The 24,880-nt window shown below is 37.8% G+C and carries 21 protein-coding genes; 2 read left to right on the top strand and 19 right to left on the bottom strand.

Features of this window, described 5'->3' with window-relative positions:
- Window positions 1-2: 2 nt before the first annotated feature.
- From B7692_RS02190 to B7692_RS02180, 3 genes are read right to left on the bottom strand one after another with little or no spacing between them, the layout of a single operon-like run.
- Window positions 3-530 carry a YqeG family HAD IIIA-type phosphatase gene (locus B7692_RS02190; RefSeq protein WP_084929779.1) on the bottom strand — a complete coding sequence of 176 codons (528 nt, stop codon included), beginning with the start codon at window positions 528-530 and terminating at the stop codon, window positions 3-5.
- Between the two features lie 16 nt (window positions 531-546).
- Window positions 547-1,452 (bottom strand): magnesium transporter CorA family protein, encoded by a 906-nt coding sequence (locus B7692_RS02185; protein ID WP_000242267.1) that lies wholly within the window; start codon window positions 1,450-1,452, stop codon window positions 547-549.
- Window positions 1,453-1,509: 57 nt separating this feature from the next.
- The gene (locus B7692_RS02180) at window positions 1,510-2,070 is read right to left on the bottom strand and encodes a mechanosensitive ion channel family protein (protein WP_045604804.1); all 561 of its coding nucleotides are present in this window, start codon (window positions 2,068-2,070) and stop codon (window positions 1,510-1,512) included.
- Between the two features lie 151 nt (window positions 2,071-2,221).
- Between B7692_RS02180 and sstT the strand changes: the two genes are divergently transcribed.
- Both sstT and B7692_RS02170 read left to right on the top strand, forming a co-directional pair.
- On the top strand, window positions 2,222-3,427 hold the full coding sequence (gene sstT, locus B7692_RS02175; RefSeq protein ID WP_060627647.1) for a serine/threonine transporter SstT: 1,206 nt from the start codon (window positions 2,222-2,224) through the stop codon (window positions 3,425-3,427).
- Between the two features lie 67 nt (window positions 3,428-3,494).
- Entirely contained in the window at window positions 3,495-4,448 is a 954-nt protein-coding gene (locus tag B7692_RS02170; RefSeq protein ID WP_033686484.1) for an aromatic acid exporter family protein, read from the top strand.
- A gap of 50 nt (window positions 4,449-4,498) precedes the next feature.
- On the opposite strand, the gene asp5 is transcribed toward B7692_RS02170, so the two are convergent.
- The 16 genes from asp5 to B7692_RS11580 form a co-directional block, all read right to left on the bottom strand.
- Window positions 4,499-4,723 carry an accessory Sec system protein Asp5 gene (asp5, locus tag B7692_RS02165; RefSeq protein ID WP_084929778.1) on the bottom strand — a complete coding sequence of 75 codons (225 nt, stop codon included), beginning with the start codon at window positions 4,721-4,723 and terminating at the stop codon, window positions 4,499-4,501.
- 4 nt (window positions 4,724-4,727) lie between these two features.
- Complete coding sequence (gene asp4, locus B7692_RS02160) at window positions 4,728-4,907, bottom strand: accessory Sec system protein Asp4 (protein ID WP_001287962.1); 180 nt, start codon at window positions 4,905-4,907, stop codon at window positions 4,728-4,730.
- 1 nt (window position 4,908) lies between these two features.
- A complete protein-coding gene (gtfB, locus tag B7692_RS02155) occupies window positions 4,909-6,246 on the bottom strand; it encodes an accessory Sec system glycosylation chaperone GtfB (protein WP_084929777.1) in 1,338 nt (445 codons plus the stop codon).
- Window positions 6,239-7,750: an accessory Sec system glycosyltransferase GtfA gene (gene gtfA, locus B7692_RS02150; RefSeq protein WP_084929776.1), complete on the bottom strand. Its 1,512-nt coding sequence runs from the start codon at window positions 7,748-7,750 to the stop codon at window positions 6,239-6,241. The genes gtfB and gtfA overlap by 8 nt, the downstream gene beginning before the upstream one ends.
- A gap of 11 nt (window positions 7,751-7,761) precedes the next feature.
- Window positions 7,762-10,134, bottom strand: a complete 2,373-nt coding sequence (secA2, locus tag B7692_RS02145) for an accessory Sec system translocase SecA2 (protein WP_084929775.1) — start codon at window positions 10,132-10,134, stop codon at window positions 7,762-7,764.
- Window positions 10,124-10,603 (bottom strand): accessory Sec system protein Asp3, encoded by a 480-nt coding sequence (asp3, locus tag B7692_RS02140; RefSeq protein WP_084929774.1) that lies wholly within the window; start codon window positions 10,601-10,603, stop codon window positions 10,124-10,126. Before asp3 ends, secA2 begins: the two co-directional genes overlap by 11 nt.
- Window positions 10,603-12,135 carry an accessory Sec system protein Asp2 gene (asp2, locus tag B7692_RS02135; RefSeq protein WP_084929773.1) on the bottom strand — a complete coding sequence of 511 codons (1,533 nt, stop codon included), beginning with the start codon at window positions 12,133-12,135 and terminating at the stop codon, window positions 10,603-10,605. The genes asp3 and asp2 overlap by 1 nt, the downstream gene beginning before the upstream one ends.
- Window positions 12,125-13,699: an accessory Sec system protein Asp1 gene (gene asp1, locus B7692_RS02130; RefSeq protein WP_084929772.1), complete on the bottom strand. Its 1,575-nt coding sequence runs from the start codon at window positions 13,697-13,699 to the stop codon at window positions 12,125-12,127. The genes asp2 and asp1 overlap by 11 nt, the downstream gene beginning before the upstream one ends.
- 15 nt (window positions 13,700-13,714) lie before the next feature.
- Window positions 13,715-14,944 (bottom strand): accessory Sec system protein translocase subunit SecY2, encoded by a 1,230-nt coding sequence (secY2, locus tag B7692_RS02125; RefSeq protein WP_084929771.1) that lies wholly within the window; start codon window positions 14,942-14,944, stop codon window positions 13,715-13,717.
- Between the two features lie 129 nt (window positions 14,945-15,073).
- Complete coding sequence (locus B7692_RS02120; protein WP_084929770.1) at window positions 15,074-16,081, bottom strand: sugar transferase; 1,008 nt, start codon at window positions 16,079-16,081, stop codon at window positions 15,074-15,076.
- An 8-nt stretch (window positions 16,082-16,089) separates the two neighbouring features.
- Window positions 16,090-19,308: an SP_1767 family glycosyltransferase gene (locus tag B7692_RS02115; protein WP_084929769.1), complete on the bottom strand. Its 3,219-nt coding sequence runs from the start codon at window positions 19,306-19,308 to the stop codon at window positions 16,090-16,092.
- Window positions 19,309-19,318: 10 nt separating this feature from the next.
- Window positions 19,319-20,542, bottom strand: coding sequence for a glycosyltransferase family 8 protein (locus B7692_RS02110; protein ID WP_084929768.1), 1,224 nt, complete (start codon window positions 20,540-20,542; stop codon window positions 19,319-19,321).
- Window positions 20,511-21,758 (bottom strand): glycosyltransferase family 8 protein, encoded by a 1,248-nt coding sequence (locus B7692_RS02105; RefSeq protein ID WP_084929767.1) that lies wholly within the window; start codon window positions 21,756-21,758, stop codon window positions 20,511-20,513. The genes B7692_RS02110 and B7692_RS02105 overlap by 32 nt, the downstream gene beginning before the upstream one ends.
- A gap of 3 nt (window positions 21,759-21,761) precedes the next feature.
- Complete coding sequence (locus B7692_RS02100; RefSeq protein WP_414305602.1) at window positions 21,762-22,640, bottom strand: acyltransferase; 879 nt, start codon at window positions 22,638-22,640, stop codon at window positions 21,762-21,764.
- An 81-nt stretch (window positions 22,641-22,721) separates the two neighbouring features.
- Window positions 22,722-23,600: a glycosyltransferase family 2 protein gene (locus tag B7692_RS02095; RefSeq protein ID WP_084929765.1), complete on the bottom strand. Its 879-nt coding sequence runs from the start codon at window positions 23,598-23,600 to the stop codon at window positions 22,722-22,724.
- A gap of 416 nt (window positions 23,601-24,016) precedes the next feature.
- Window positions 24,017-24,880 (bottom strand): LPXTG cell wall anchor domain-containing protein (locus B7692_RS11580; RefSeq protein ID WP_142360012.1); only part of this gene is annotated, 864 nt, incomplete at its 5' end.

The following is a 24,880-nucleotide window of genomic DNA, read 5'->3' as shown; positions in this document are numbered from 1 at the left end:
AGTTAAATTCCTTTTTTATATGTAATCGGTCCGTACTGTTCAGTGATTTTTCGCATCACACGACGCTCACGAGCTCGGTTAATCTGCGTTTTGATTGAGTCATGTTGGACCAAGGGTTTGACTAAAATCGAGCGAATGCCTGCACGGTGGGCTGCTCGAATATCCGTCATGAGCTGGTCGCCGACCATGACCACTTCACTTTTCTCATAATGAAATTCCTTCATGGCACGGTCAATCCCAAATGTGAAGGGCTTCAGAGCCCAATAAACGTAATCAATCCCAAACTTCTCAACTGCGCGTTGGACGCGTTTCTTAGTGTTATTTGAGACCACGATAATGCGAATACCCGCGTCCCGAAGGTCATGTAGCCATTGCTTCATCTCTGGCGTCCCATCAGGGTTGTTCCAAGCAATGAGGGTATTGTCTAAATCGACCAAAACAGCCTTGATTCCCTGCGCCTGCAGGCTTGGGACTGTCAGATCATAGACTGCTTCCACAGCAAAGTCTGGCATGTAGTTTTCAATCACCATTTTGGCTCCTTTTCTTTTATTTTCTAGTAATTTTCTTCAGCCATTGAGATAAGGCCACCCATAAAATCAAGCTAGTCATTAAGATATAAATCCAAGCATTTGGCTCTTCTGTAAATGGTAGAGGAACATTCATTCCGAAGAAACCTGTAATAACCGCAAGTACTGCTAGTAAGACGGAGATAATAGTCAAAATTGACAAACTATCATTCAAGTTATTGTTTAGGATGTTGTTGTAAGAAGCTGAGAGTTGTTGCAAGACTTGAGAAATCAAGTCTGTCATAGACACCAACTGATGGGCTTCAATCATGGCATCATCAAACTGCTCTCGTTCGACATCATTAAATCTCCGATAAAGAGCATGGCCCTGGATATGTTCCAAGAGGAGTCGATTTTGTTTTGCTGCTGCTGTCAAGTAAACCATACCAGTCTCCAAGTCAGAGAGGGCGAAGAGATTTTTCTTTGTTGTAGTTTGACGTAGCAAGGCACTAATTTCGTCCTTACTTTTATCCATCTCTTCAATGACAGGATAATAAGCGTTACTGATAATCTCTAAACCAGCAAAGAGAAACTTGTAAATAGAAAGCGACTCATGGCTATCCAGATAAGCTGACATCTGATCAATGACATAAGCATTCTTATGGTTGCTGATGGTAATCATTCGTTGTCTTTCGACGATAAAGGTCATGGGAATCGCTTCATAATATTCTTTGTCTTTTTCTAAATCAAGAACATTATAAATAAAGGTTACCGTCTCCGTTTCACGGTTATAATCCATATGAGCTCGTTCATTTCTATCCAGAGCATACTCAATGGTTTCCTTGTCCAATCCATAGATGTCAGAAAGATCTTCCATATTTTTAATCTTATCCACATCAAGGTCTATCCAGGTACAACCATTGCCCAACTGCTTTTCTAAAACCATCTTTTCTCCTTTATTAAACTCTTTCTATTGTACCACAAATTACTTAAAATAACAGGTCTAGTCTGTGCGTGAGAAATTGCTGACGACGGTGATATTCCGATTGGGAACGAAGTGCAGAACCTGATCTTCTCCTCTGAGTTGCGTTGTTCGAATGCCAACACTAACCACCTTGCCCGATACAGTAATAGGACCATTTGTCAGAACAACCTCATCTCCCACATCCAGTTGACGTTCAAAGAGGATGAAAAAGCCATTGATGACATCAGACAGAAAACCTTGGGCTCCCATCCCAATAGCCACCCCAGCAATTCCGGCTCCAGCAAGCAAACTAGAAACTGGCAAACCTAAAATCGACAAAATGCAGTAAAGTAAAAAGAAATAAAGGGTATAATTAAACACATTTTCTAACAGACGTGAGATGGTTTTCTGACGCCCGACATCATGACGAGACATTTTTAGAGAAGGTTTAACAATTCTCTGCACCATGGTATGGAGCAATTTCTTAGCTATATAAAAGAGCAAAAATAGGAATAACAGAGAAATTAACTTGGTTAAGATATTCTCAATAATCGTTGTTATATCAAGCTTATTGAGGTAGGTTTGAAAAAATTCTTGCATAGAAAACTCCTTTCATTTATTATACCATACTTTCACAAGTGATGAATCTCCATAAATATTCAAAAATAATAGCAAAAATAGACAGAAAATTCTTGATTTTAGTTCATATTTATACTATAATCATAAACATTACACAACAAAGGAGATTGTTATGAAAAAATTCATTCATGCTTGGAATAAGGCAAGCCTAATCAAACGGATTTTGATTGGCATGCTTATTGGAGGAACCCTAGGACTGACACTTCCTAACATTTCAGGAATTGGTTTACTTGGAGATCTCTTTGTTGGTGGCCTTAAAGCCATCGCACCTATTCTAGTCTTTGCCCTCGTTGCTAACGCCCTTTCCCAACATCAAAAGGGCCAAGATAGCAATATGAAAACGGTCATCTTCCTTTACTTGGTGGGAACCTTTGCAGCTGCACTTATCGCTGTACTAGCAAGTTTCATCGTACCTGTTGAAATTACCCTAAATAGTGCTAATACCGATATTGCTCCACCAGATGGGATTGGACAAGTCCTCAGCAACCTCTTGCTCAAACTGGTTGACAACCCAGTCAATGCCCTTGTCACAGCCAACTACATCGGTATCCTATCCTGGGCAGTTGTTTTCGGGATTGCTATGAGAGAAGCCAGCAAAAATAGTAAAGAATTGCTGAAAACCATAGCTGATGTGACTTCTAAGATTGTCGAATGGATTATCAACCTAGCTCCATTTGGTATCCTTGGTCTTGTCTTCAAAACCATCTCTGATAAGGGAATCGGAAGCCTCGCTAACTACGGAATCTTGCTTGCCCTCTTGGTGACAACTATGTTCTTTGTCGCTCTGGTTGTCAATCCATTGATTGCCTTTCTCTTTATGAAGAGAAATCCTTATCCCCTCGTTTGGAAATGTTTGCGTGTCAGCGGTGTTACAGCCTTCTTTACTCGTAGTTCTGCGGCGAACATCCCTGTCAACATGAAACTTTGTCACGACCTTGGACTAGATCCAGATACCTATTCGGTTTCTATCCCACTCGGTTCTACTATCAACATGGCCGGAGCAGCGATTACTATTAACGTTTTGACCCTTGCTGCAGTAAATACTCTCGGCATCCCTGTTGACTTTGCGACAGCCTTTGTCCTTAGTGTAGTAGCTGCTATCTCAGCCTGTGGGGCTTCTGGTATCGCTGGCGGTTCCCTCCTCCTTATCCCAGTTGCTTGTAGCCTTTTCGGCATTTCTAACGATATTGCCATGCAAGTTGTCGGTGTTGGATTTGTGATTGGGGTCATCCAGGACTCATGTGAAACAGCTCTCAACTCTTCAACAGATGTCCTCTTTACTGCCGTTGCCGAATACGCAGCAGCCCGTAAAAAATAACTCATAAAGACAAGCCTGCTCAGGTCTTGTCTTTTCCGCTTTTATTCTAACTTACTAGGAAATTCTTATGTCTATTAGCCAACGTACGACCAAGCTCATCTTAGCTACCTGTCTTGCCTGCCTTCTTGCTTATTTTCTCAATCTCTCCTCAGCTGTCTCGGCTGGAATCATCGCCCTCTTGAGCCTATCCGATACTCGTAGAAGTACCTTAAAACTGGCCCGCAATCGACTCTTTTCCATGCTTCTAGCTCTAGCTATCGGTGTTTTGGCTTTTCACTTGAGCGGATTTCATATCTGGAGCCTTGGCCTCTATCTAGCCCTCTATGTGCCTCTAGCCTACAAGATGGGCTGGGAAATTGGCATCACACCAAGTAGCGTGTTGGTTAGCCATCTCTTGGTGCAAGAGTCAACCTCTCCAGAACTCCTAGTCAACGAATTCCTTCTCTTTGCTATCGGTACTGGATTTGCCTTGCTTGTTAATCTCTACATGCCTTCACGAGAAGAGGACATCCAGCATTACCACACATTAGTAGAAGAAAAGTTAAAAGATATCCTCCAGCGCTTCAAATATTATTTATCCAGAGGGGATGGACGCAACCGAGCACAACTGGTTGAAGAATTAGACACCCTTTTGGAAGAAGCCCTCAGACTGGTCTATTTGGATCACTCTGACCACCTCTTTCACCAGACCGATTACCATATTCACTATTTTGAGATGAGACAGCGACAAAGTCGCATCCTGCGAAACATGGCCCAGCAAATCAACACCTGTCACCTAGCTGCCAGTGAGAGCCTGATTTTGGCCCAACTCTTTTCAAAAATTGCAGGTCAACTGAGCCAGACCAATCCTGCTTCTGATTTGCTAGATGAAATTGAACGTTATCTGGAAGTCTTTCGGAACCGCAGTCTACCCAAGACAAGAGAAGAATTTGAAACCCGTGCCACACTTCTTCAACTCCTACGTGAAGCAAAAACCTTCATCCAAGTAAAAGTTGATTTTTACCAAAAATATGGACAGTAAAAAAGAAAACTTCAGACCAATCACAAAAGGTGAATATCTGAAGTTTTCTTTTATTTGTAAGTTATCACCATGAAGGTTAATAGTAAAACGAATAAGGCCAAACTCACCAATAAAGTGAGAACCTTTACCAAGGTATTGCTCTGCCAGTAGCTTGGTTTACCAATATTACTGGTGGCATCCATAGAGAATAATTGATTTTGACGGGGTTGTATGGTTACCAATACAATCAAGGTAAGAGAGAGAACAATAGCTAAAACAATCAGTATCTCAATCATAACCCTACCTCAAAATTCCCAGCAAAGTAAAGAGTAAACCAATCAGAATCATCAAACCCAGTAAGAGTGAAAAAGTCTTACTAATCTTTTCCCCTCGGGTTTCTTTTTCCTTCTTGATGGGTTTTTGTTTCAACTCTTCCATGCGACCTTCAACGTCTTTGTAAAATAAATCTTCCTCTGACATGTTAGCCTCCTAAAACAGTTTGCATGGTTTCCTGATATCGTACCAAATCAACATAATTTGCATGTTGGCCTTGTTTGCCAAGTGCCTGATTCATTTGATCAACATCTGAAAGGGCCAATTTAATGGTCTCAACCAAAGCAGAAACTTCACTACTTTCAAATAGATGATCAGGAGCGATATAGAGTCTATTGTGTACCGTTTGGTTAAATCCAAGAATCAAGAGGTTGTGCTCAAAGGCCTGACGCACCGCCTGCAACAACTCATTGCTGTGGTTTATATCCAAGTAAATATCCGACAGTTGATACAGCTCCTGAATCTTCTGTGGACTAGCGTTCTGATAAAGGACCACATTAGGATAGCGAAGCATGTCTAAGAGCTTAGAAGACATCTCTGTCACCGCTGCGATACGGAAAGTGACATCAGGCAAGGCTTCTACGATTACTTCTACTTGCTCAATCTGATCTGAATTAGTCAAGATTAAGGCATCTCGTCTTAGGAAATTATCGCGTTTAAACTGGTAATGGTAACCCAAGTGCACAAACTGATCATGGTATTTCTCGTCAGTTAACTCCAAAGCACGCTCATAAGTCGCCTTGTTGGGAATGATAATCTTCTTAGTACGCACATCATCGCTTTCCAAAATCAACTGCATATTGCCTGGAATAGCATCATAGAGAGGTTCCTGCCAAACCAGGATATCTGAGCCAGATTTATCTGGATGATGGAAGGAAACCAAGAAAGGAGTCGCTAGAGTATTAAAGATAAGCTGACTGGTATCTATTTCCAAATCTTGCAAAAAGAAGGTGATAAATTCAACCTTATTTGCAAAGTAACGCATAGACTGATCAGGCAAAGTCAATAAGATATCACCCGTCACATGGTTTTCCAGCAAGACTTCCTGACCATTGACGTCTTGGTAAACTGTCATAATCGGCTCGCTATCTGCGCTATAGGTCGTTGTAGCAAAACAAGCTCCGAAGCGATTATAGTGGTCAACCTGACGTACTCGTCCTTCTAGGTCTTTCCAGTCTACCTGTTTAACCAAGCGAGCCTGCATTCCGTCAGCATAATGAATGACAGCTCTCTCCTGTGCCATATCTTCAATACGAGCAGACTGATTATTTCCTGAAATTTCCCAAAAAACCGGAACAGGGACTTGGTTAAAATAAAGAGGTTTTCCCTTTTCATATCCTAGATAATAAGTAAAAGGAGAGACCAGACCATCAGGCAGAAAGCCATCTGCATCGATGACCACTCCAAGTTGAGAAAGACCAGTAGCGACTAGACTTTCATGTAAATCTCGACTTTCCTGACTATAACGATCATAAAGTTCAATCATGGAGCACCTCCTCTACTGTTTTCTTCCACTTTTCTAAAATTTCTTCGGTTAAGAAATCTTCTGCAATTTGGTAAGAATGGGCACGCATAGCCTCCAAACGATTTTCTTGATACAATTGACAAATCTTAGTTGAAAAAGCTTGCTTGATTTGGTCTTCTACATGGTCAGATGAACTTGGAATCAAATAACCATTTTGCCCATCTTCTATAAAGGTCTGATTACCATAAGGTACATCAAAACCGATTAGGGGGAGACCCGATCCAACAGCTTCCATCAAGGTCAAACCAAAGCCTTCGCTGGTAGAAGCCGTCAAGTAGACTTCATACTGGCTATAAATCTGCGAAAGTTCTGCGTGTCCCTTAAGTTGGATATAATCCTCAGCCTGATGATTTGCAATAATGTCTCTAAGCAGAGAATCTTCTCCACCACTACCATAGATATCAAAGGTTAATTCAGGAATTTCCTTACGAGCTTCAATAACTGCCTTAACCAACCAGTCAATATGTTTTTCTTTGGCAAGACGTGAAGCAGTAATCAATGAAAATGGTTTACGCCCCTGACTTGACTCAGTTAATGCATCAATACTACCAACAGGAATGGTAACAATCTTTGGTTGATGCTGGGTGTATTTAGCAAATTGCTCCTGCAACACTTCATTTTGTCTGTCAGTTGATACGATAAAGAAATCAACCTTATCCGCATTGGTAAACTGATAGTCATAATAGTTATTCCAAAGGATGTAATCCTCATTTGTAGCATTTTCACTATAATGCTCCGCATGAACGACTACCGCTAAATGCGCCGCTTGTGCTTCCTCAAACACAACCTGTCCAATACCTGTCTCTCTATCCAGAATGACCAAATCTGACTTGTTCAAATTCAAGGATTTCATAAAGGCACGCATGAAAGCTTGCTTTCCATAGAAAATCTTATCCTTAAAACGATAAACTTCTTCCTTCCCTTGATTCATCAAGATATCATAGACCGGAGTTCCGTCTTCATTGTAGAATGTCCGTTGATATAGCACTGCAACATTGTCCTTGGGAGCAAAGTATTCGCTACAATAACGAGTATAAGAGAAGTAATCTTTCCGAATCAGGTTCCCCTTAAAAACATACTCTGCATGCTGGACCAAGTCCTTGTTCTCATCAACCAAATAACAGGTGACAAACTTATCTTGGTCAGAAAAGAAGACACGCAAAACCCTGCCATTCTTTTCTCTACGACTTTCAACACCGTCAACAGTAGCCAAGACATCAGCCACTGTTACACTAGTTGGTGCAATCTTGATATCTGTAAAGTGATTATAAAGCCAGATAACTTGCTCATCATCAAAACCAATATTGGCTGTCAGATGCTGAATATTATCAGCTAAAATCATATCTGTAAAGATAAACTTTGAGGGGATATTTAATTTCCTAAAAATACCAGCACGATAGGCTTGAGCGTATTCTACACCGCTACTGGCCCAACCAAGTCCTAAATTTATATTGTAAATTGTCATATTTTCTCCTCTTATGGAAAATGAGTCACGATTTCACCTTTTGGAGAAATATCTACTCTGCTCAGTAGAAGGTTTCGAACCATATCCTTCTTCACTTGCCTTTTCATCTCTTCAAATCCATGATAAGCTTCTTGATAATACTCGACAATAGGATTCTTTTGAGCAGCTGATTGCCCGCCAATCGCAAAAGTTAATTGTTGAAGATAGTCTACTTGTTCAACCCAATTATCATCAATGGCCTTTAGCAAGGCCAAACGCTGAAAATCTGAAAAGAAGTCATGAATTTCCAGAAGTGTTCGTTTCTCTTCTAGACTTTTTTGGACTGTTGTCTCCAAAACTCGTTTGATAGCATCCTTATCCGTAATATCCAGCTCTTGAGGAACTGCACGATAAAGAAAACTGATATTTTTTACGATAAAGTGATACAATTCCTCTTTGCTTTCAAATTGTTCGTTTAACAAACTCTTTTTTATGAACTCATCTAGTACATCTACAACAAAACCATCTAGATCCTCAGTCCCATCAATCAAGCGGTTTCTTTGACTATAGACCATCTCTCTCTGGATATTCATGCTCTCAGCATATTCTAATGTTTGACTTCTCGCTGATCTAGCGGAGCTATCGCTTGCTTTTTGCGCTTTTTCCACTAATTTTCGATAGCGTCTTCCTTCTAGAAGCTCAGGACTTATCTGTTTGTTCACTGTATAGTCCTTATACATCTTATGGACCCAAGAAGGACCAAACTTTTTAATCACATCATCTTCCAGTGATACAAAAAATTTCGATAAGCCCGGATCTCCCTGTCGTCCTGAACGCCCTCGAATCTGTAAGTCAACTCGCTTACTTTCCATGCGCTCCGTACCAATAACCACTAAACCTCCAAGCTCCGCAACTCCAGGTCCAAGTTTAATATCTGTACCTCGACCAGCCATTGAAGTCGCAACTGTCACAGCTCCCATGCGACCAGATTCTGCAATCATCTGTGCTTCACGAGCTACATTATGAGCATTCAAAACATTATGAGCAATTCCTTCTCGCAGTAAGAGAGAAGAATAAAGTTCCGACATCTCAACCGAACCCACAAAAATCAATAAAGGGTTCCCTTTTTTATGGTAATACTTAATCTCATCAAGCGAGGCATAAACTTTTTCAGGTAACGTAACATAGAGATTATCTGGATAATCAATTCGCTGGTTCTTTCGGTTAGTTGGAATTTTCACAACTGACATACCATAGGTTTCTAAAAATTCCTTCTCTGCAACTTTTCCTGTACCAGTCATACCAGAAATCTTTTTAAACCTCTTAAATAAACTTTGATATGTTATAGAAGCCATTGCCCTTGTTTCTTCAGATAGTGGGACTTGTTCCTTTGCTTCAATAGCTTGATGCAAACCTCCCTGAAGCTTGGTCATTTCTAATAAACGGCCTGTACTTTGATCCACTAACACCAGCTCTTCATCTTTCTCGCCCTTACGAATAATATAGTCTTTATCTCTCTTAAATAAAGTATGAGCGCGTAAAGCAAAGGTCAAATGTCTTGCTAGCACGCTATGTTTTTTAGAATATAGGTTGTCAATTCCAAGAAAGCTCTCCGCAGTTCTAGCACCCATAGTAGTAAGCCAAACTTCTTTTTTCTCTTCTTTAAAGATATAATCTTGGCCTTCAACTAGAGTTGTCATTAAGGTGTCAATAATTCTATAAAAATTGGATTGTACCCTAGGTGATCCTGAAATAACCAATGGTATTTGAGCACTGTCTAGTAAAACCGCATCAACTTCATCTATGATGACAAAGTTAAATTCTGGTATATATTTTTTATCCTCACTAGAAGCTAGATTATCGAGTAAATAGTCAAAGCCAAGACCACTGTTGGTAGTATAAAGAATATCTGCACTATAAACTTCTCGCTTATCCTCAGGTGTTAAGTCTTCATCATCTTCAGGAAAAGGAGTTCGAATCGTCAAACCTAAGAATTCATAAACTGGCCCCATCTCCTCAGCGTCACGCTTGGCAAGATAGTCGTTTGTCGTCACTAGCATAACACCTTGCCCTGATAAAGAATTGAGATAGATTGGCATCGTAGCAGTCAGGGTTTTCCCCTCACCTGTATTCATCTCCGCAACGTTCCCTTGATGGATGACAATCCCTCCCATGACCTGTACATCATAGGGAAACATCCCTAGTATCCGCTTATCGGCTTCACGTACAACTGCAAAAGCTTCCACTAAAAGATCATCTAAAGTTTCTCCAGCAGCCAATCTCTCTTTAAATTCTTGAGTTTTACCTGCTAATTCATCATCTGTTAGCGAGGCAATTCCTTCTTTTTTTAGATTAATTTGATGCAAGATTTTTTTCACCTTGCTCAACTGTCTATTATTCCACATCTTGTTTAGAATAGTCCTCTTCTATTGAAAATGAATGAAAGTCAACTGATTGTAATCCTGCGCTCAACAGTTGGACTTTATAATGATAGGCTTCTTCTGGATAGATAAAGGTGAAATCAAAATTCTTTTCAATCACTTGATCAATCTGCTTATCATAACGATCCATAAAAATGAGTCTAAAATACAAACCTTTTTGGGGCTGAACAGTCATTTGACTAACCAAACGATAACGATGCCCCTTTTTTAAAAGAGGCAAGGTTGGAGTTAAACGATTTCCTTGAAAATTAAAACTTGAGGTCCACTCATGAATCATAGTACCAGAATTCACCATACCATTTTCAAAATAAACATGATTTCGCGAATGATAAATAACAACTGAACCATATAAAAAACTATTCTCTTTCAAGTCTCCTAAACTGGCCCCTTTAAATTCTCCCCAATAAATCTCTCTAGTCCTTTTGATAACCATCAAAACTTTCTCCCAAAATTTTTCTCTAATATCATTTTATAAAAATTCATGAACCAAGTTATAGTTGTGTCATTATCATCGTTATGTCGACCTGAAGTCCCTTTTGACATGATACGAGCACCAGAATGATAGAGTGTCTCTACTAAATCATCATAAGCACGCGGGTCATAGTCTTCCTCTTTCATATAAGAGAGTCCAAAAATTGTTTGACTAAAATCCGCCTGTTTAAAAGGAACCCAAAAACGGTCATCTAAGAATCTCATGGCAGCTAAACTAGCATCTCCTTTAGAATGGTGACGTAAAATGTCAAAGGCGGTAGGGAAAAGCCCAGGCGCTTCAAGTCTGCCTCTTTCTGCTATCAATCCAAGATTGGTCAAGGGTTTTGAAACAATAACAGCCCTAGGTTCAAAGAAAGAACTGTAATACATAGCACCATAGGTCCCCATAGATATACCCGAGAAAATTAATTCCTTATTTGAGAATCCTAATAAATCAAGATATTCTTGAATCACATTTCGAACGCCATTTTCAAGGTAGTCATCACCCAAGTAAAAGGCTCCCCCATCTATTCTCGGATCTTGAAAAAGAAGGAAGGGTGCACCAAGAAATCTCATCATCCCAAACCCCTCAAATCCTTCCGCTCGTCGATAACCAGAAAAGTAGATATTCAAAGGCGGTTTAAAGTCTCCTGGATAGAAAAAGTAATTAAGTTCCTCACGCTTTTTATTATGTATAATGCCTCCACCTAGAACATACTTGCCAAATTGGTAGCGTGTTAAACGCTGGTGAAGAGCTCCGATTCTCAGACGTCCTGCTCCTCGCGCTTCTAGAGAAATACTGATAAATGAGGAAAAATCATCGTCCAATACAAGGGCGGTCTCCATATCCTCAACTGTAAAAACTCGTTCTTTAACAAAACTAGCAGTGGACCCATCTTGGATATTCCGAACAACAAGGCGAATATCACAAGTCCAATCTTTCTCATATTCTAGCCAGAGTTCTACTGGGTTAAACTCGCTTGCTCGAATATTATATTTCCAGCTAATTAAGGGACGGAAGTCTTCACCATACTTTCCTAAGAGTTCTAGATGTTCATAACCATTATAACGAACCTCCCCCGCAAAAGCAGGATTAACAAGCATATCAATCGGGGCCAACTTGTCTCCATACTGCCCTCTAAACAAGGCCTTAGATAGGAGGCGTAAAAGTTCTGCTGGTTTTGAAAAATCTGTTGCTTGAGCACAAGTTCTTTTCAAGAAATTTTGAACATCTTTTGATTGTGGCTCAGCTGTATCTGGGTAGAAAATAGTATAAGGAGTGACCTTTTTCATCAAAGGAATCAAATCCGATAAATGTTCAGGATTTTCAACCAAAATAGCTGAAAAAGATTTTAAGCCTTCCATTGCCATGACCTTCCTTATTGCAGTCGTTGATCTTGGCCAAAAGAAATGCCAGTCCATATTCTCAGGAATCTCATAATAATGACGCCAGTTTCTGCTACCTATCTGCAAAATCTGTAATTTATTGCTCACCCTTTGCCTCCTCTAACCATTTTTCCCACTTGTCTACAAATTGTTCACCTGTATTTTGTCGAATCTTATCGATTGAGTAAATTAAGGCTTGATTCCAATGTTCCAAGGTATCTAAAAAGTAGTGTCCAGCTTTACTAAATTCTGATAAATCCGACAGGATATACCCATTTTGTAAGTGAGTAACATATTCTGACTCTTGTAGGTTGATTTGAGGAATTCCTGCACTAATTCCTGCAATCTGAGTATAAATATTTGCGACTGGATTTAAATCAACAATTAAACGAGTGTACTCCAATTCTCGAATTAAGCCCATCTCATCATTTAGATTGATAATCTTAAAGCGATAATCATCTCTGGTATTTTCCTCTAATGTATTTTCTGCATCAGATACCACAGAATCCTTTAACAGTTCCTTCAGATTGAGACGCTCCATAATGAGCGAATCGATCTGCTTCTGTAAAGCTTCAATTTGATATCCTTCTGCATTAAATACTGAAAAAACAACCTCAGTCAAAGGATTTTTCGAGACGAAGTATAAGATTTCATACAAGATCTGTGGATCTTGTTGCATCTGTATATCCATTTGGACATAAATTTTTGATTCCTTTAATCGTTGACTAAGACCTAACTTCAAGCGCGTATCAAAAGATGGTAAATGATGCATTTTAGAAATAAATTGAGGATAAGTCTCTTGCAATCGTTCAAGAAAATCTTTCCTATCACTAATCAACAATCTAGACTGTTCTATTGCCTGACGATGAACTTGTAAATCATCTGCTTGATTTCTTTCAATAAAGAAACTTATAATTTTGGGAGCTTCTTCTGGCAATCTTTCTAACAATTGATTTTGAAATCTGGTATGAGCTGCCAAAACAAATGAATCTCCAACTTGATAGTCTTGATTTAAAAATGTTGTTAAGAATTCCCAAATAACTTCATCTATACTCTCATAAGTTAATTTTTCAAAACGGTAGCTTACTGCTGGGTTTACCTTTACAATTGGCTGTCCCCCTTGCAAATTCTCCCTCAATTGCCACTGTCCTTTTGCATTGTAATAATAACGGTTGACTGGTTTTTGATCCTCATACTCTATAAGGCTAGATAAAAAGCCACGATCATCAAAATAGCAAATAAAATCAATTTTATTATCTTTAAAATAAGTAATATAGCTGATAAAACCTTCTGAGCCATATTCAACTTCAGCATAAAGCGCCCCTTGCTGTTTAACTGCAATTACAAAGGGAGTATAGATAAAGTCACAATCTTTATCCCATGTTAAATCTTTCAGTTGCAAGGGGTGCATCTCCTCATTTGCAATATTTTGAATAGCATCAAAAACAGAGAAAACATCAGACTCCAATAAATCTTGTCTGTGTAACAAATAGCGCAGGTGGGGATGATAAGTCAACCATAGCATTTTAGATTCTAATTCTTGGCGTTTAAAAATCCGAATTTGGTGCAAGATATCATCAAATTCTAAGCGATAAGGAGTCTTATACCAGGGCACAATATTTGTCTGCCAAGATTGATTGTCACGCTCCAAAAAAGGAATGAAATAATACATATATTCTCCTCTCAATTATGAATTGATTTCTAAGAGTGGTCTATAGTTCTCATTCAACGTCAAGGCATGAATCTCTTCTTTGATATTAAACACCATTCCGTTAAAAATCAAGAATAACCCTGGAAGCATCGTTAGTTGCATATAGCGCGGATCATATATAACCATCAACATTGGCAAGCCAGCCATAATAACTGTATAAGTAGAACCAATGATTGCAAAACGCAAAATTAACCAATTGATATAGCGACTTGTCGCTTCTCCTGGATAGATGTTATAGATATACTCTCCAGATTTTTTCATCTTTTCAGCTATTTCCTCTCCACTCATATTGACAAAAGAAAAAGCAAGTCCCAATGCAAACAATATCAGAATATATGTACATAGCCATATTGGCCGTCCAATTGCAAATTGACCCATCCAGTTCTGTATCCAAGAAACATTTGGAAAAATAATCTGGAGTAACATTAGAACATACTGCGGAATTGATACCAAGGACATGGCATACATAAAAGGCATCCCTCCCGCAGGATTTAACTGAATATCAAAATAAGAATAGCGTTTAAAACGATTGTGAATCATAATCTTATTCACTAAAATACGATAGCGTGCCCTCTGCATGATGACAGCAGTATATAGAAAAACTAGAGAAAACATAAGTAATAGTACAACAAATAAAAAACTAACCTGTAATTCTTTAATACTCTTGACTATGTTTTGTGGCATACTAGCTACCATACTGGACATCAAGATAACTATAGAACCCCCGACACCAAACTGAGAATTGAGATCCGATAACCAGACCAAGAAAAAAGTGCCCGCAATCAAGAGCAGAACATTCAAAATCAAGACCATTCCATAATGCTCCCCCGACTGAATAGGAAGATTTATGGTAATGGCTAATGCCTGGATTAAAGCTATGACAAATGTTAATATCATTTTTCTTCGTTCTTGAACTTCAAGTGGTAAGCTACCAAAACCAAGCTTCTTAGACATACTAAACATTTGCCATAAAATCATAGCCGACATCCATGGAGACAGTCCGACTGAAAATAGGGAGATGCTTTGAAGATTGCCACCTGTTATAGCAGTAGAAAAAGCTAAAAAAGCTACAGTTCCACCCAAAAAATTTGCATCATTAACGTTTATAAACGGAAGAGTCAATCTACTTCCTAGAACATAAATAAACAAGAAAGAAATCGTCCACATAACACGTTTCACGACGACTGATGTCAATTTTATCTTCAATTTTTTTCTCCTACCTTATTCGAGTGATGAAATATTCTGATGAATATAGCTAAATCTATAAATTGACTGTTTGCCACTACTGTCATTCCCTCATCCTAATGGATGAGGGGTATTCATAACTACCCTATTCTAGATATCTAAAACCTGCATCACTGCAGCAATCAATAATTTCTTTGTAAAGTATCCTTCTTTTAAGATATAACTAACTTTATATACATTTTCAACCATGTGTTGATAAGCTTCTGCTGTCGTGTACTCTACAAGACGATTTGCTTCTTCCAAACTGTTCACTACATAACCTAAGCCTTTTTCTTGTATGAAACTAGCATTTGAGAGATAGGATGGCACTACTACTGGAATCCCTGCAGCAAGATAAGTACTAACTTTATGAGAGATATTCAATCGATAGTAATCTTCCTCATCAGTTGGATTTTCACTGGTTCCCCATACTAAGCCAAAGCCTCCCTCTGACAAAGCAAGAAGCAACTCTGTATCTGTTTTCCAACCTTTAAATGAAACTCTTGGGTTAGGATTCTCTTGATTAGACTCGGAAAAAATATCGAGAGGAATTGAATAAGCCCAATTAGATAAGTGTTCAAAGCGCTCCACACTACCCGCAAAATATAGTTTTTTCTGAAAATCTGGTCGTCTCAAAGGATAGTCATGAACATGATCCCACATTCCTTGGATAATAATTTTTTGAACTGTCAACCCTTCCTTAATCAGACGTTCCTTCATTTTTTCTGACGGAACAACTACTAAATCCGATTGGTTATACATTTCAATATACTCCGGCATCAAGTAATAATTGGATGGAAACATAAGTGGGGGTACGTCATGTATAAAGGTGATTATTTTAGCATTTAAAATCTTACATTTTCTGATAAAGGCCTGATCATACTCCCTGCCATTCCATGTGGGAGATTGATAGACGACGATATCTCCATAACCGAGCTTAGCTAAAACACCATCTAAACGGCTATTCAACTCACCTTGACTATCACTATAAATATCGTAAAAGTAAAAGCCAAGTTCGTGAAAGTCTAACTTTCTTGCAATTTTAACGGTTTCATTCTGGGCGATTAGGGCTGTACTTTGACCAGACATGCCATAAATATTTGTAATGTTAATTTTCATTTTCTTGTTTAAATCCTTACAACAACTTGTGCATTATAAACTTCATCATCAAGCAGTTGAATTTCTTGATCAAAATTATGCTCTGCGGTATGCTTATGTGAGAATTTCACTTTTGAAGTTGCTCCCATCTTAAACCACTCATATTCGGAATCAATGTGACCTAGATCAATTGCTTGTATGCCTTTTTTGCTTAAGTGATAAGCTAAAACCTTGGCTGTAGGCCCAAGCATCAAGAATACTAATTTACCAGCCACATGCTTTTCAATCGCTTCTTGAATGTCCTGAACTTTACTATAGGCATTTCTAGAAGGGCAGACAATACGCTCAACTGACTGAGCATTGTCAAAAAGATCATTTCCAACTCCTGAACGAGAGTTTTCACCTTCGACAATTAAGATATCTCGTTTATCCCAAAGTTTCTTTAATTTTTCAAAGTGAGCTACCGAAGCAGACTTATCTTTGAGGTCTATATAAGGACGAGATATAAAAGTCGAACCATAGAAAGGTGCTGTGCACAATCTATGATAGGCTTCTTTATAATTTTCTAAATGCTTTTTCCAAAAGTTGACAGCTTCGGGATTGTAGCGTTCCAAAACTTCAAAAACATCAGAAAGACAAACCAGCAATTCAGGAGAGCTTTCTAGTTGGATCATTCTTCTAAGCTGTTCCGCCAATGTCTCATCATAGTCTTGATAAGGAATCCCATGGCCCATCATAATATCCATTTCTCCATCCCCATAACGAATAACGGAAGAATGGTGTTCCAATATATAATCAAGACTCTGCTGGATATCCAGTACCTTTGGATAGGATTGCAGCTTTTTTACAGGCAACTCTCCATTTTGACAGTAGGCTTCAATAAATCGAACCATCTCTTCAGGACGCCCTTGGTCATAGAGGAACTGACCTTGCTCACCATGGGCTACACTTTCAAAAGCAAATACTGGTTTTCCTGCTTGTTGAAAACGTCCAATAATGCCATCAACTTCAACATCAGCATTTATATCTAGTAAGATATCACAGCCTTCAATCATACTATCAACCAAAGCTGGTTGTCCTGCTATATCAGATAAAACTGAAACATTTGGATACGCCAGCAAAGCTGTAATACTATCTGCCACCGTAACAGGAGCAGCTATATAAAACTTTATATTTGGCAAATTTTCAATTAAATATACTATATTTTTCAAATCACATGAGAATGTATAAATAAAAGCTGAATGTTGAACTCCTGTGTATTGACTCACCTGACTTTTGGTAAGACAAGGAGTTGGCTGACTCATATCCGACCAATCTTGGGCATTATAATACCACCAAACATCACGATAAATGGAGCGCTCGTAAAGTCCCCAAGGTTTTCTCTCTGTCAGGTAATGGATAATCGGTGGATAAGTTCCAAGCTCTGGTCGATAATCCGAGAAATGTGTGTGCAAGGTAATACAGTTATATTTAAAGTCTAAAGCTAACCAGCGGTCTTTAAATAAGATATTCAAAATACTTTGATCATCTTGGGCAACTTTGTCATGTAACTCATTGGTCATTTCAATCAGTTGTTTGCGAACCTCTTCTTGTTTCCAAAGGCGATTATTGATTAACAAAACACCTGCATTGAAGCCATGCTCATTAAAATATACTTGAGCCCCCAGATCCTTGACTGCCGCCAATGGATAGTCTCCCAAGTCGAAATCAAACAGAGGACTTAAGTCTCTTGTGACAACCAAATCACAGTCTAGATATAAGACCTTATCTTCCTCAACAAAATCCGAAATAAAATAACGTAAAAATGTTGCATAGTGAATATTGGTCTTATATTGACTTATGTGAGAACTATTGACACGGGCATTAACAATTTCACAGTCTAGCTTCTTCAACTTACGATTGAGATTATAAAACCATTCTGTCGGAAAATCGCTGTTAATCAGATAAAAACGAAGTCCTTGATTATGACAGCAGATTGATTTGATTGTAGTTAGCACCTTATCTGCATATTGGTAATTAGCTCCTAAAACAATTGCCCTCATGGCTATTTTATCTTTCTTTAACTCTTCAATAGTTTCTATCATTGACTGTGGAGATTGAGAGGAAACTACTGTTTTTTCCAATTGGTTTTTATTGGTTATATCAAAAGTCAATACTGGTCTACTTGCACTAATATAACGATTGACAATGAATTCCATAGAACTTCCCGTATGAATATCCAAATAGGCATCTGACTTCTCAATCATTTCATCAATCACCACCCCTACCATACTAGGATACAAGTACACATTTGGATATTTTTCTAAAGCTAGAAGAATATCACCCATGTCTGTATAGGCACCAATATGGAACCCAACATCAGGCAAAGCTTGGGCTAGTTCATCAATATAAAGAACATCCTGTGAATCTGTAAATGTAAATAGATTGACATTGTGAAGGTCATAAACTCTTTTGATAGTCAAACATCCTGCGTAATGGTCCGCAATTTGATCGAAACTAACGTCTCGAAAAGCCCACCATAAATCCCGATAGCGATAGCCCATCAGTGTGGACCATGGTTTTCTATAGGTCGTATAATGGATAATCAATGGTTCTTGATCCAATTCAAAATGTGAATCCCAATGACTATAGAATGCGATGACATCATGCCCAACTTGAAGATTATAATGCTTATCCAACTCTAGCCAATGATTCTGGAAGACTAAATTAAAAATGGTTTGATCCCCATTGAAGTCCTCTGTAGTATTCTGATTAAGGTAAGACATGTACTCCACTGTCTTATCAAACAACAAGGAAGTAACATCTTTTTCTCTCCACTTTTGACAATCAATGACCAGCATCCCTGAATTAAATCCATTACCATCAACATCCCTTACTGCCGCTAAAGAGTAGTCTCCCAAATCCAAGTCAAAGAGCGGACTCAAATCTCCATGTACAATGATGTCACTATCTAAATAGACTACTCTATCTTCTGTAGTCAACCGTGGAATTAAGTATCGAGCGTAAGCAATGGGTGAGATGTGTGCTTGTGTTTTCCATTCAGGATTAATCACATCACCGATATAAATATCCTCTACTATACTTCCTAGCATTTCTACTTGAACCTTGAGTTCATGGAACCAATCGCTAGGGATATTCTGATGTAGAATATAAATCTTAACATTTTGATTATAATACAAAATAGACTTTATTGTTGTGAGTATTGGGGTAAGATAATGTTTATCCCCAGCAAGTACAATTGCCTTCATATAAATCCTTTTAATTACTTAATCGTGCGCAATATTTTTTAATAGCTTCTACCATCTTCTCCGGTTCCGATGATGAAAAAATATGACTTCTTCCACTTGAATCATGACTAGTGTTATCAAAAGTAAAAATTGGCTTATTTCGTTTATGAACTTCTTCGATAATATTGGCAATCTCCCCTTCATGATTGATATCTAGGTAAAAATCCATCTTATCCAAGGTTTCCTTCAGATTAAAACGATTAAAATTAGGGAAAAGTGACAAATTTAAATAAGATTGCAAATCAACGACGAAGGGAGCGAAATTTGTATGTGCCAAAACAGTAAAATGTACTTCTGGCAGTTCAGACAAGAGATACACCAATGATTCCATAGCTGCACTATTTGTAAAAATACAAGTATTGTACAAGGGAGCTCCTACTAGTTCATTAAAGGATCGTTTAGTAATATCTACATCCAACAATACATCGTTCCAATTCAATCCATAATAAAACCACCATAACTTACGAAAACGTGTTAAGGTCAAATGAGTCCAAGGTTTATATTCTGTAGTATAATGGATAATCTTTGGAACACGATGACCATAATAAGAAGAATTATACCATTCACTATTTCCATTTAAATGTAAAAATTGATCTAAACCAACCATAAAATTATACTCTTTATCCAAATGCAACCACTGATCACCAAAATACATGTTAAGAATACCTTGATCTCCATAGACATGTTCATGGTATTGGGCAGTCAACTCCAATAATCTTTTTGTCGAATTATTTTCCCGCCATTTTTTAATATCAATTAATAACATACCTGAGTTAAAAGTTGATACCAAACCATTCATATCATGATCTTGAACGGCTGCAATTGCATAACCCTGTAAATCTAGGGAGAATAAGTCATCCAGTTTATCATGGACAATCATGTCCGAATCCAGGTATAAAACCCTATCTTCTGACACTTCGTCTGCTATGAAATATCTAAAATATGCCGCATAGGATATAATATTACTAGGTAAATGAAAATCATGGAGATTATGCTCTGTCTTTTTAACATTGACAATCTCAGAACCAATAACCTTTAAACGATTTCTCATCAATAAAAACCACTCACTAGGTAGATCATCATTAAACACATAAAATTTCACATCGTGGTTATGAACCGAAACCGACTTTATCACGGTTTCTACCTTGTCAAGGTAATGGACATCAGCTCCAAGAGCAATCACTTTTTGAGGCATTCTTATCTCCTAGTTTTTGTATTTTTCTAATCAATTCATCTATTTCATTTACTGTAAAAACTGTGCTTTCCCCATTGAAAAAATGGTTGGTGCAATCAAATGAATAAATTGTCTTTCCTCGTCTAACCATTTCCTGTAACACCTGATCCATAGCTGGCCCATAATTAATATCTAAGCAAATATCTGTTTTGTCTATGATATCCTGCTTCATTTTAGGATCAGCACATGGGTAAATGTAGCAATTTAAATAGCTTTGTAATTCAATAATATTTGGCGAAAAATATGTTGGTGCTACAATATGAAATTGGACATCTGGTAATTTTTCTAGTAGATAACTGATCCCCTCAAGATCTCCTGTATTCGTAAAAATACTAGCATGTTGCAATGGTGGTGAAATCAATTCTACAAATGTTTCTTTCAAAACATGAGTTCGTAATAAAATATCATTCCAATTTAAACCATAGTAAAACCACCAGATATCTCGAAAACGATTAAATCGAAAATGTTTCCACGGTTTATTCTCTGTAGTATAGTGAATAATACACGGAATACCTTCAAATAATTCGTACCAATCATAATCTCCCATATAATATCGATGGGCATCGGCACCAACCTGTAGGTTAAAAGTTACATCAAATCGCTTCCATCTATCTTTAAAAAACATATTTAAAATTTCTTGATCCCCATAAACATGTTCGTGGTGTTCTACGGTCAAATCAATGAGTTTTTTTGAAATATTCTCCTCACGCCACATATCCGTATCAATAACAAGAACTCCTGAATTAAATCCATCATAAGTATTGGGTAAATCAGGAACAGCTCCAAGTGGATAACCATCTAAGGATTTTTCAAACAATAATGTTAAACAGGATGTTACCACAATATCACTATCAAGATAGAGAACTCTCTTTTCATTAACAAAATTAGGAATAAAATATCTAAGATAGGCTGCAGAACTGAGATGTGGTGTAGGAAGATTAAAATGATTGATTGTATCATCTGTAATTTTTATATTTACAATCTCCGAATTTAAAACAGATAGTCTTTTATTCATCAATTGAAACCACTCTGTAGGAAAATCACTGTTGAAGATATAAAATTTTATATCCCTATTATGACTACAGACTGACTTTATCGTCGTTTCCACCTTATCCATATAATTGCCATCAGCCCCAAGTACTATGGCTTTTTTTTGTTTAGCAACATTATACTGCATTATCTATTCTCCATTCCTATCTACCTTTAACTGATGACGAATTGTTGCAACCATTTTATCTTCATCTTTCAAACTGAATACATGTATCTCTTCATTTTTCCTATGAACTACATTTTCAAAGGCAAATATTGGTTTTCCTCTTTCTAAAGCACGTCCGATAATATCATCAACCTCATTCCAATGGTTAATATCTAGGTAGAAATCAGCCATTTCTAAAATGCGATCTGAAACTTCTCGTGATTGACAATACTCATACAGTTGAAAATTCTTAAATCGTTCAAAACTCCTTAAATAGTCTGATACATTCGTTGGTGCTGCAACATGAAAATCAACTTCAGGTAAACTAATCAGTAAATACTCCAAGCCTTCCAACTGATCTGAGTAAGTATAAACAAAAGCATGAAATTTTGCAATATTTTTAGATGTAATCTTTAATTGTTCACTATGAGTCACAATAGAATTACTTGGAATATCTTGATAAATCAGACAGTTCGCCCCGATAACAACATTATCACCTATAGTAACTCCTCTAAGAATAACTGTATTGGCTCCTATCCAACAATCTCGTCCAATGTGAATCGGTGCACTACTCATTGCAGTTTTAAACACATGATAGTTGTTAAACTTATGATTTGAATCAAAAATTCGGACTCCATCCCCAAACATAGTATCACGTCCAATGGTGATTTTTTCCGTACACCGAATTGAACAATGATCATTAAAAAAGACTCCCTCTTCCATTGATAAAATTGCCCCCATGAAAACTTCTAAACTTGTAAAAGATCGCATGGTTACCCCCTGAGCAATCTGAAGGCAAGCTCCCTCGGATATTTCAATATGGTGATAATTCCCCTGAAAGTTAATCGGAACATCCAAATTTATTTTCCCCCTTTTTACTCATAAATGGTACATATAGCTTCAATTTTTCTACGACAATCCTAGGTAACTTCAATAGCTACTTCCTTATCCCTTATACAAATCTAATCTAAACAAAATTTCTCTATACTCATCAGTATCTGTAAGATTATAAGTTTCACATAAGTATTTATATTCATTTAGAATATTCACAAAACGAGTCCTCATAACACTAGTATCAATACCAGCAAGAATAAGATCCGCAAGTTTTAAACTAAATACTTGCAAAATATCCTGTACCCAAGATATATCAAATTGCGAAGTCATAATACTGCCTTGTCTAACACGATAGATATAAAGATTATCATTTACAAAAATTGTTTTCTGACTTTTTATAAACAATCTATGAATCGTTGCTTCATCATCAAAACGCCGACCATTAGTGAATGGAACTTGCAATAGCAAGTCTTTTTTGAACAGTTTAAACATGGGCATAATAAAAGCTGAAGCATTTAAATGCCAATACCCTGCTTGGCGATTAATTAATTCTTGAGCTGATAATTCCTCAATGCAAAAATCTCTTTCAAGAACATAGAATTTACACTGGCAATCATTCTCATCATAAATAAAATAATTGCCGATTACAATATCCGCTCCAGTCTCTTCCACTTGTTTGTGCAAAGTTTCGACCATTCTATTTTCAGCAATATCATCTGAATCTACAAAAAGGACATACTCCCCGAGTGCTTGAGCGACACCGAAGTTTTTAGCTAAGGCTGCACCTTTATTTTCAGTATGAAACACACGAATCCGGCTATCCAATTCAGAAAATCGATCACATATTTCCCCCGAAGTATCTGTAGAACCATCATTTACCAGAACTACATCTAGATTCGTATAAGTCTGATTCAAAACACTTTGAATGCATTCTTCCAGATAATTTTCTACATTATACACAGGTATAACTACACTAATTAAATCTTCCAATTATACTCCCTTATCCTGAGTCCCTAACTTATTTATGATTAACTACTCTAAAAATGAGACTTTTTAGAAATTTCCTTTATACATTATACCATTTTTACACTATTTCATAAAGAATTACATAGATAACTACTAACTTTAAAAACGAATAAAAATTTCCAAATACTGATTCTATTATGACTTTTTCTTAACTTTTTAAGATAAGTAAGGATACTATTTCTTTAGGGGCATTGTAATAACTTTGTAACTATAACTTTCAACATTTTTAATATAAAAGAATAACTATCTTACTCCTCTCCACGTTGTAACTTTCCCATCAGCCCAATACAGTTGGCAGATAGAAAAACTCCAAAAGTTTTTTCAACTCTTGGAGTTTTTCCTGACTGATTAGCCAATTCTCAACTATCTACCAATACGCCTTATTCTTCATTATCATTTTTACGGCGTTTCGCTACTAAACCTAATCCTGTTAGACCAGCCACAACTCCGAGGAGAGCAGATGAGATTGATGAAGTTTCACCAGTATTTGGTAATTGCTTACGTGTCTTAGTGGTTTCAGTTTGAGGAGCTTGACTAGCTGAAGTCGAATGAATCGTTGATGTTGAAGCACTTGCGCTTGTTGATGCCGAATGAGGCATTGATGTTGAGCCGCTTGCGCTGGTTGAAGCTGAAGTACTTGCTGAGGTACTTGCTGACGTACTTGCGCTCGTTGAGGCCGATGTGCTTGCTGAGGTACTTGCACTTGTTGAGGCCGATGTGCTTGCACTTGTTGAAGCCGACGTACTTGCACTTGTTGAAGCCGACGTACTTGCTGACGTACTTGCGCTTGTTGAGGCCGACGTACTTGCTGATGTACTTGCGCTTGTTGAGGCTGAAGTGCTTGCTGAAGTGCTTGCGCTTGTTGAAGCTGATGTACTTGCTGATGTACTTGCGCTTGTTGAAGCCGACGTACTTGCTGATGTACTTGCACTTGTTGAAGCTGAAGTGCTTGCTGACGTACTTGCTGAAGTACTTGCACTTGTTGAAGCTGATGTGCTTGCTGACGTACTTGCGCTTGTTGAAGCCGATGTACTTGCTGACGTACTTGCACTTGTTGAGGCTGACGTGCTAGCTGAAGTGCTTGCTGAAGTACTTGCGCTTGTTGAGGCTGACGTACTTGCTGAAGTACTTGCGCTTGTTGAAGCCGATGTGCTTGCTGAAGTACTTGCCGATGTACTTGCTGAAGTACTTGCGCTTGTTGAAGCCGATGTACTTGCGCTCGTTGAAGCTGAGGTACTTGCTGA

Source organism: Streptococcus mitis (assembly GCF_002096925.1).
Taxonomy (GTDB): domain Bacteria; phylum Bacillota; class Bacilli; order Lactobacillales; family Streptococcaceae; genus Streptococcus; species Streptococcus mitis_AF.
Note: the sequence above shows the minus strand (reverse complement) of the source record. Positions and strands in the feature narration are given on the sequence as shown.

Excerpts from the sequence above, each read along its gene's own strand:
- B7692_RS02190 (WP_084929779.1), bottom strand. The coding sequence starts at position 530 with ATGGTGATTGAAAACTACATGCCAGACTTTGCTGTGGAAGCAGTCTAT.
- B7692_RS02110 (WP_084929768.1), bottom strand. The coding sequence starts at position 20,542 with ATGCCTCAAAAAGTGATTGCTCTTGGAGCTGATGTCCATTACCTTGAC.
- B7692_RS02180 (WP_045604804.1), bottom strand. The coding sequence starts at position 2,070 with ATGCAAGAATTTTTTCAAACCTACCTCAATAAGCTTGATATAACAACG.
- sstT (WP_060627647.1), top strand. The coding sequence starts at position 2,222 with ATGAAAAAATTCATTCATGCTTGGAATAAGGCAAGCCTAATCAAACGG.
- asp4 (WP_001287962.1), bottom strand. The coding sequence starts at position 4,907 with ATGTCAGAGGAAGATTTATTTTACAAAGACGTTGAAGGTCGCATGGAA.
- gtfA (WP_084929776.1), bottom strand. The coding sequence starts at position 7,750 with ATGACAATTTACAATATAAATTTAGGACTTGGTTGGGCCAGTAGCGGT.
- B7692_RS02105 (WP_084929767.1), bottom strand. The coding sequence starts at position 21,758 with ATGCAGTATAATGTTGCTAAACAAAAAAAAGCCATAGTACTTGGGGCT.
- B7692_RS02185 (WP_000242267.1), bottom strand. The coding sequence starts at position 1,452 with ATGGTTTTAGAAAAGCAGTTGGGCAATGGTTGTACCTGGATAGACCTT.
- secA2 (WP_084929775.1), bottom strand. The coding sequence starts at position 10,134 with ATGTGGAATAATAGACAGTTGAGCAAGGTGAAAAAAATCTTGCATCAA.
- asp1 (WP_084929772.1), bottom strand. The coding sequence starts at position 13,699 with ATGTATTATTTCATTCCTTTTTTGGAGCGTGACAATCAATCTTGGCAG.
- gtfB (WP_084929777.1), bottom strand. The coding sequence starts at position 6,246 with ATGATTGAACTTTATGATCGTTATAGTCAGGAAAGTCGAGATTTACAT.
- asp5 (WP_084929778.1), bottom strand. The coding sequence starts at position 4,723 with ATGATTGAGATACTGATTGTTTTAGCTATTGTTCTCTCTCTTACCTTG.
- asp3 (WP_084929774.1), bottom strand. The coding sequence starts at position 10,603 with ATGGTTATCAAAAGGACTAGAGAGATTTATTGGGGAGAATTTAAAGGG.
- B7692_RS02120 (WP_084929770.1), bottom strand. The coding sequence starts at position 16,081 with ATGAAAATTAACATTACAAATATTTATGGCATGTCTGGTCAAAGTACA.
- B7692_RS02170 (WP_033686484.1), top strand. The coding sequence starts at position 3,495 with ATGTCTATTAGCCAACGTACGACCAAGCTCATCTTAGCTACCTGTCTT.
- B7692_RS02115 (WP_084929769.1), bottom strand. The coding sequence starts at position 19,308 with ATGAAGGCAATTGTACTTGCTGGGGATAAACATTATCTTACCCCAATA.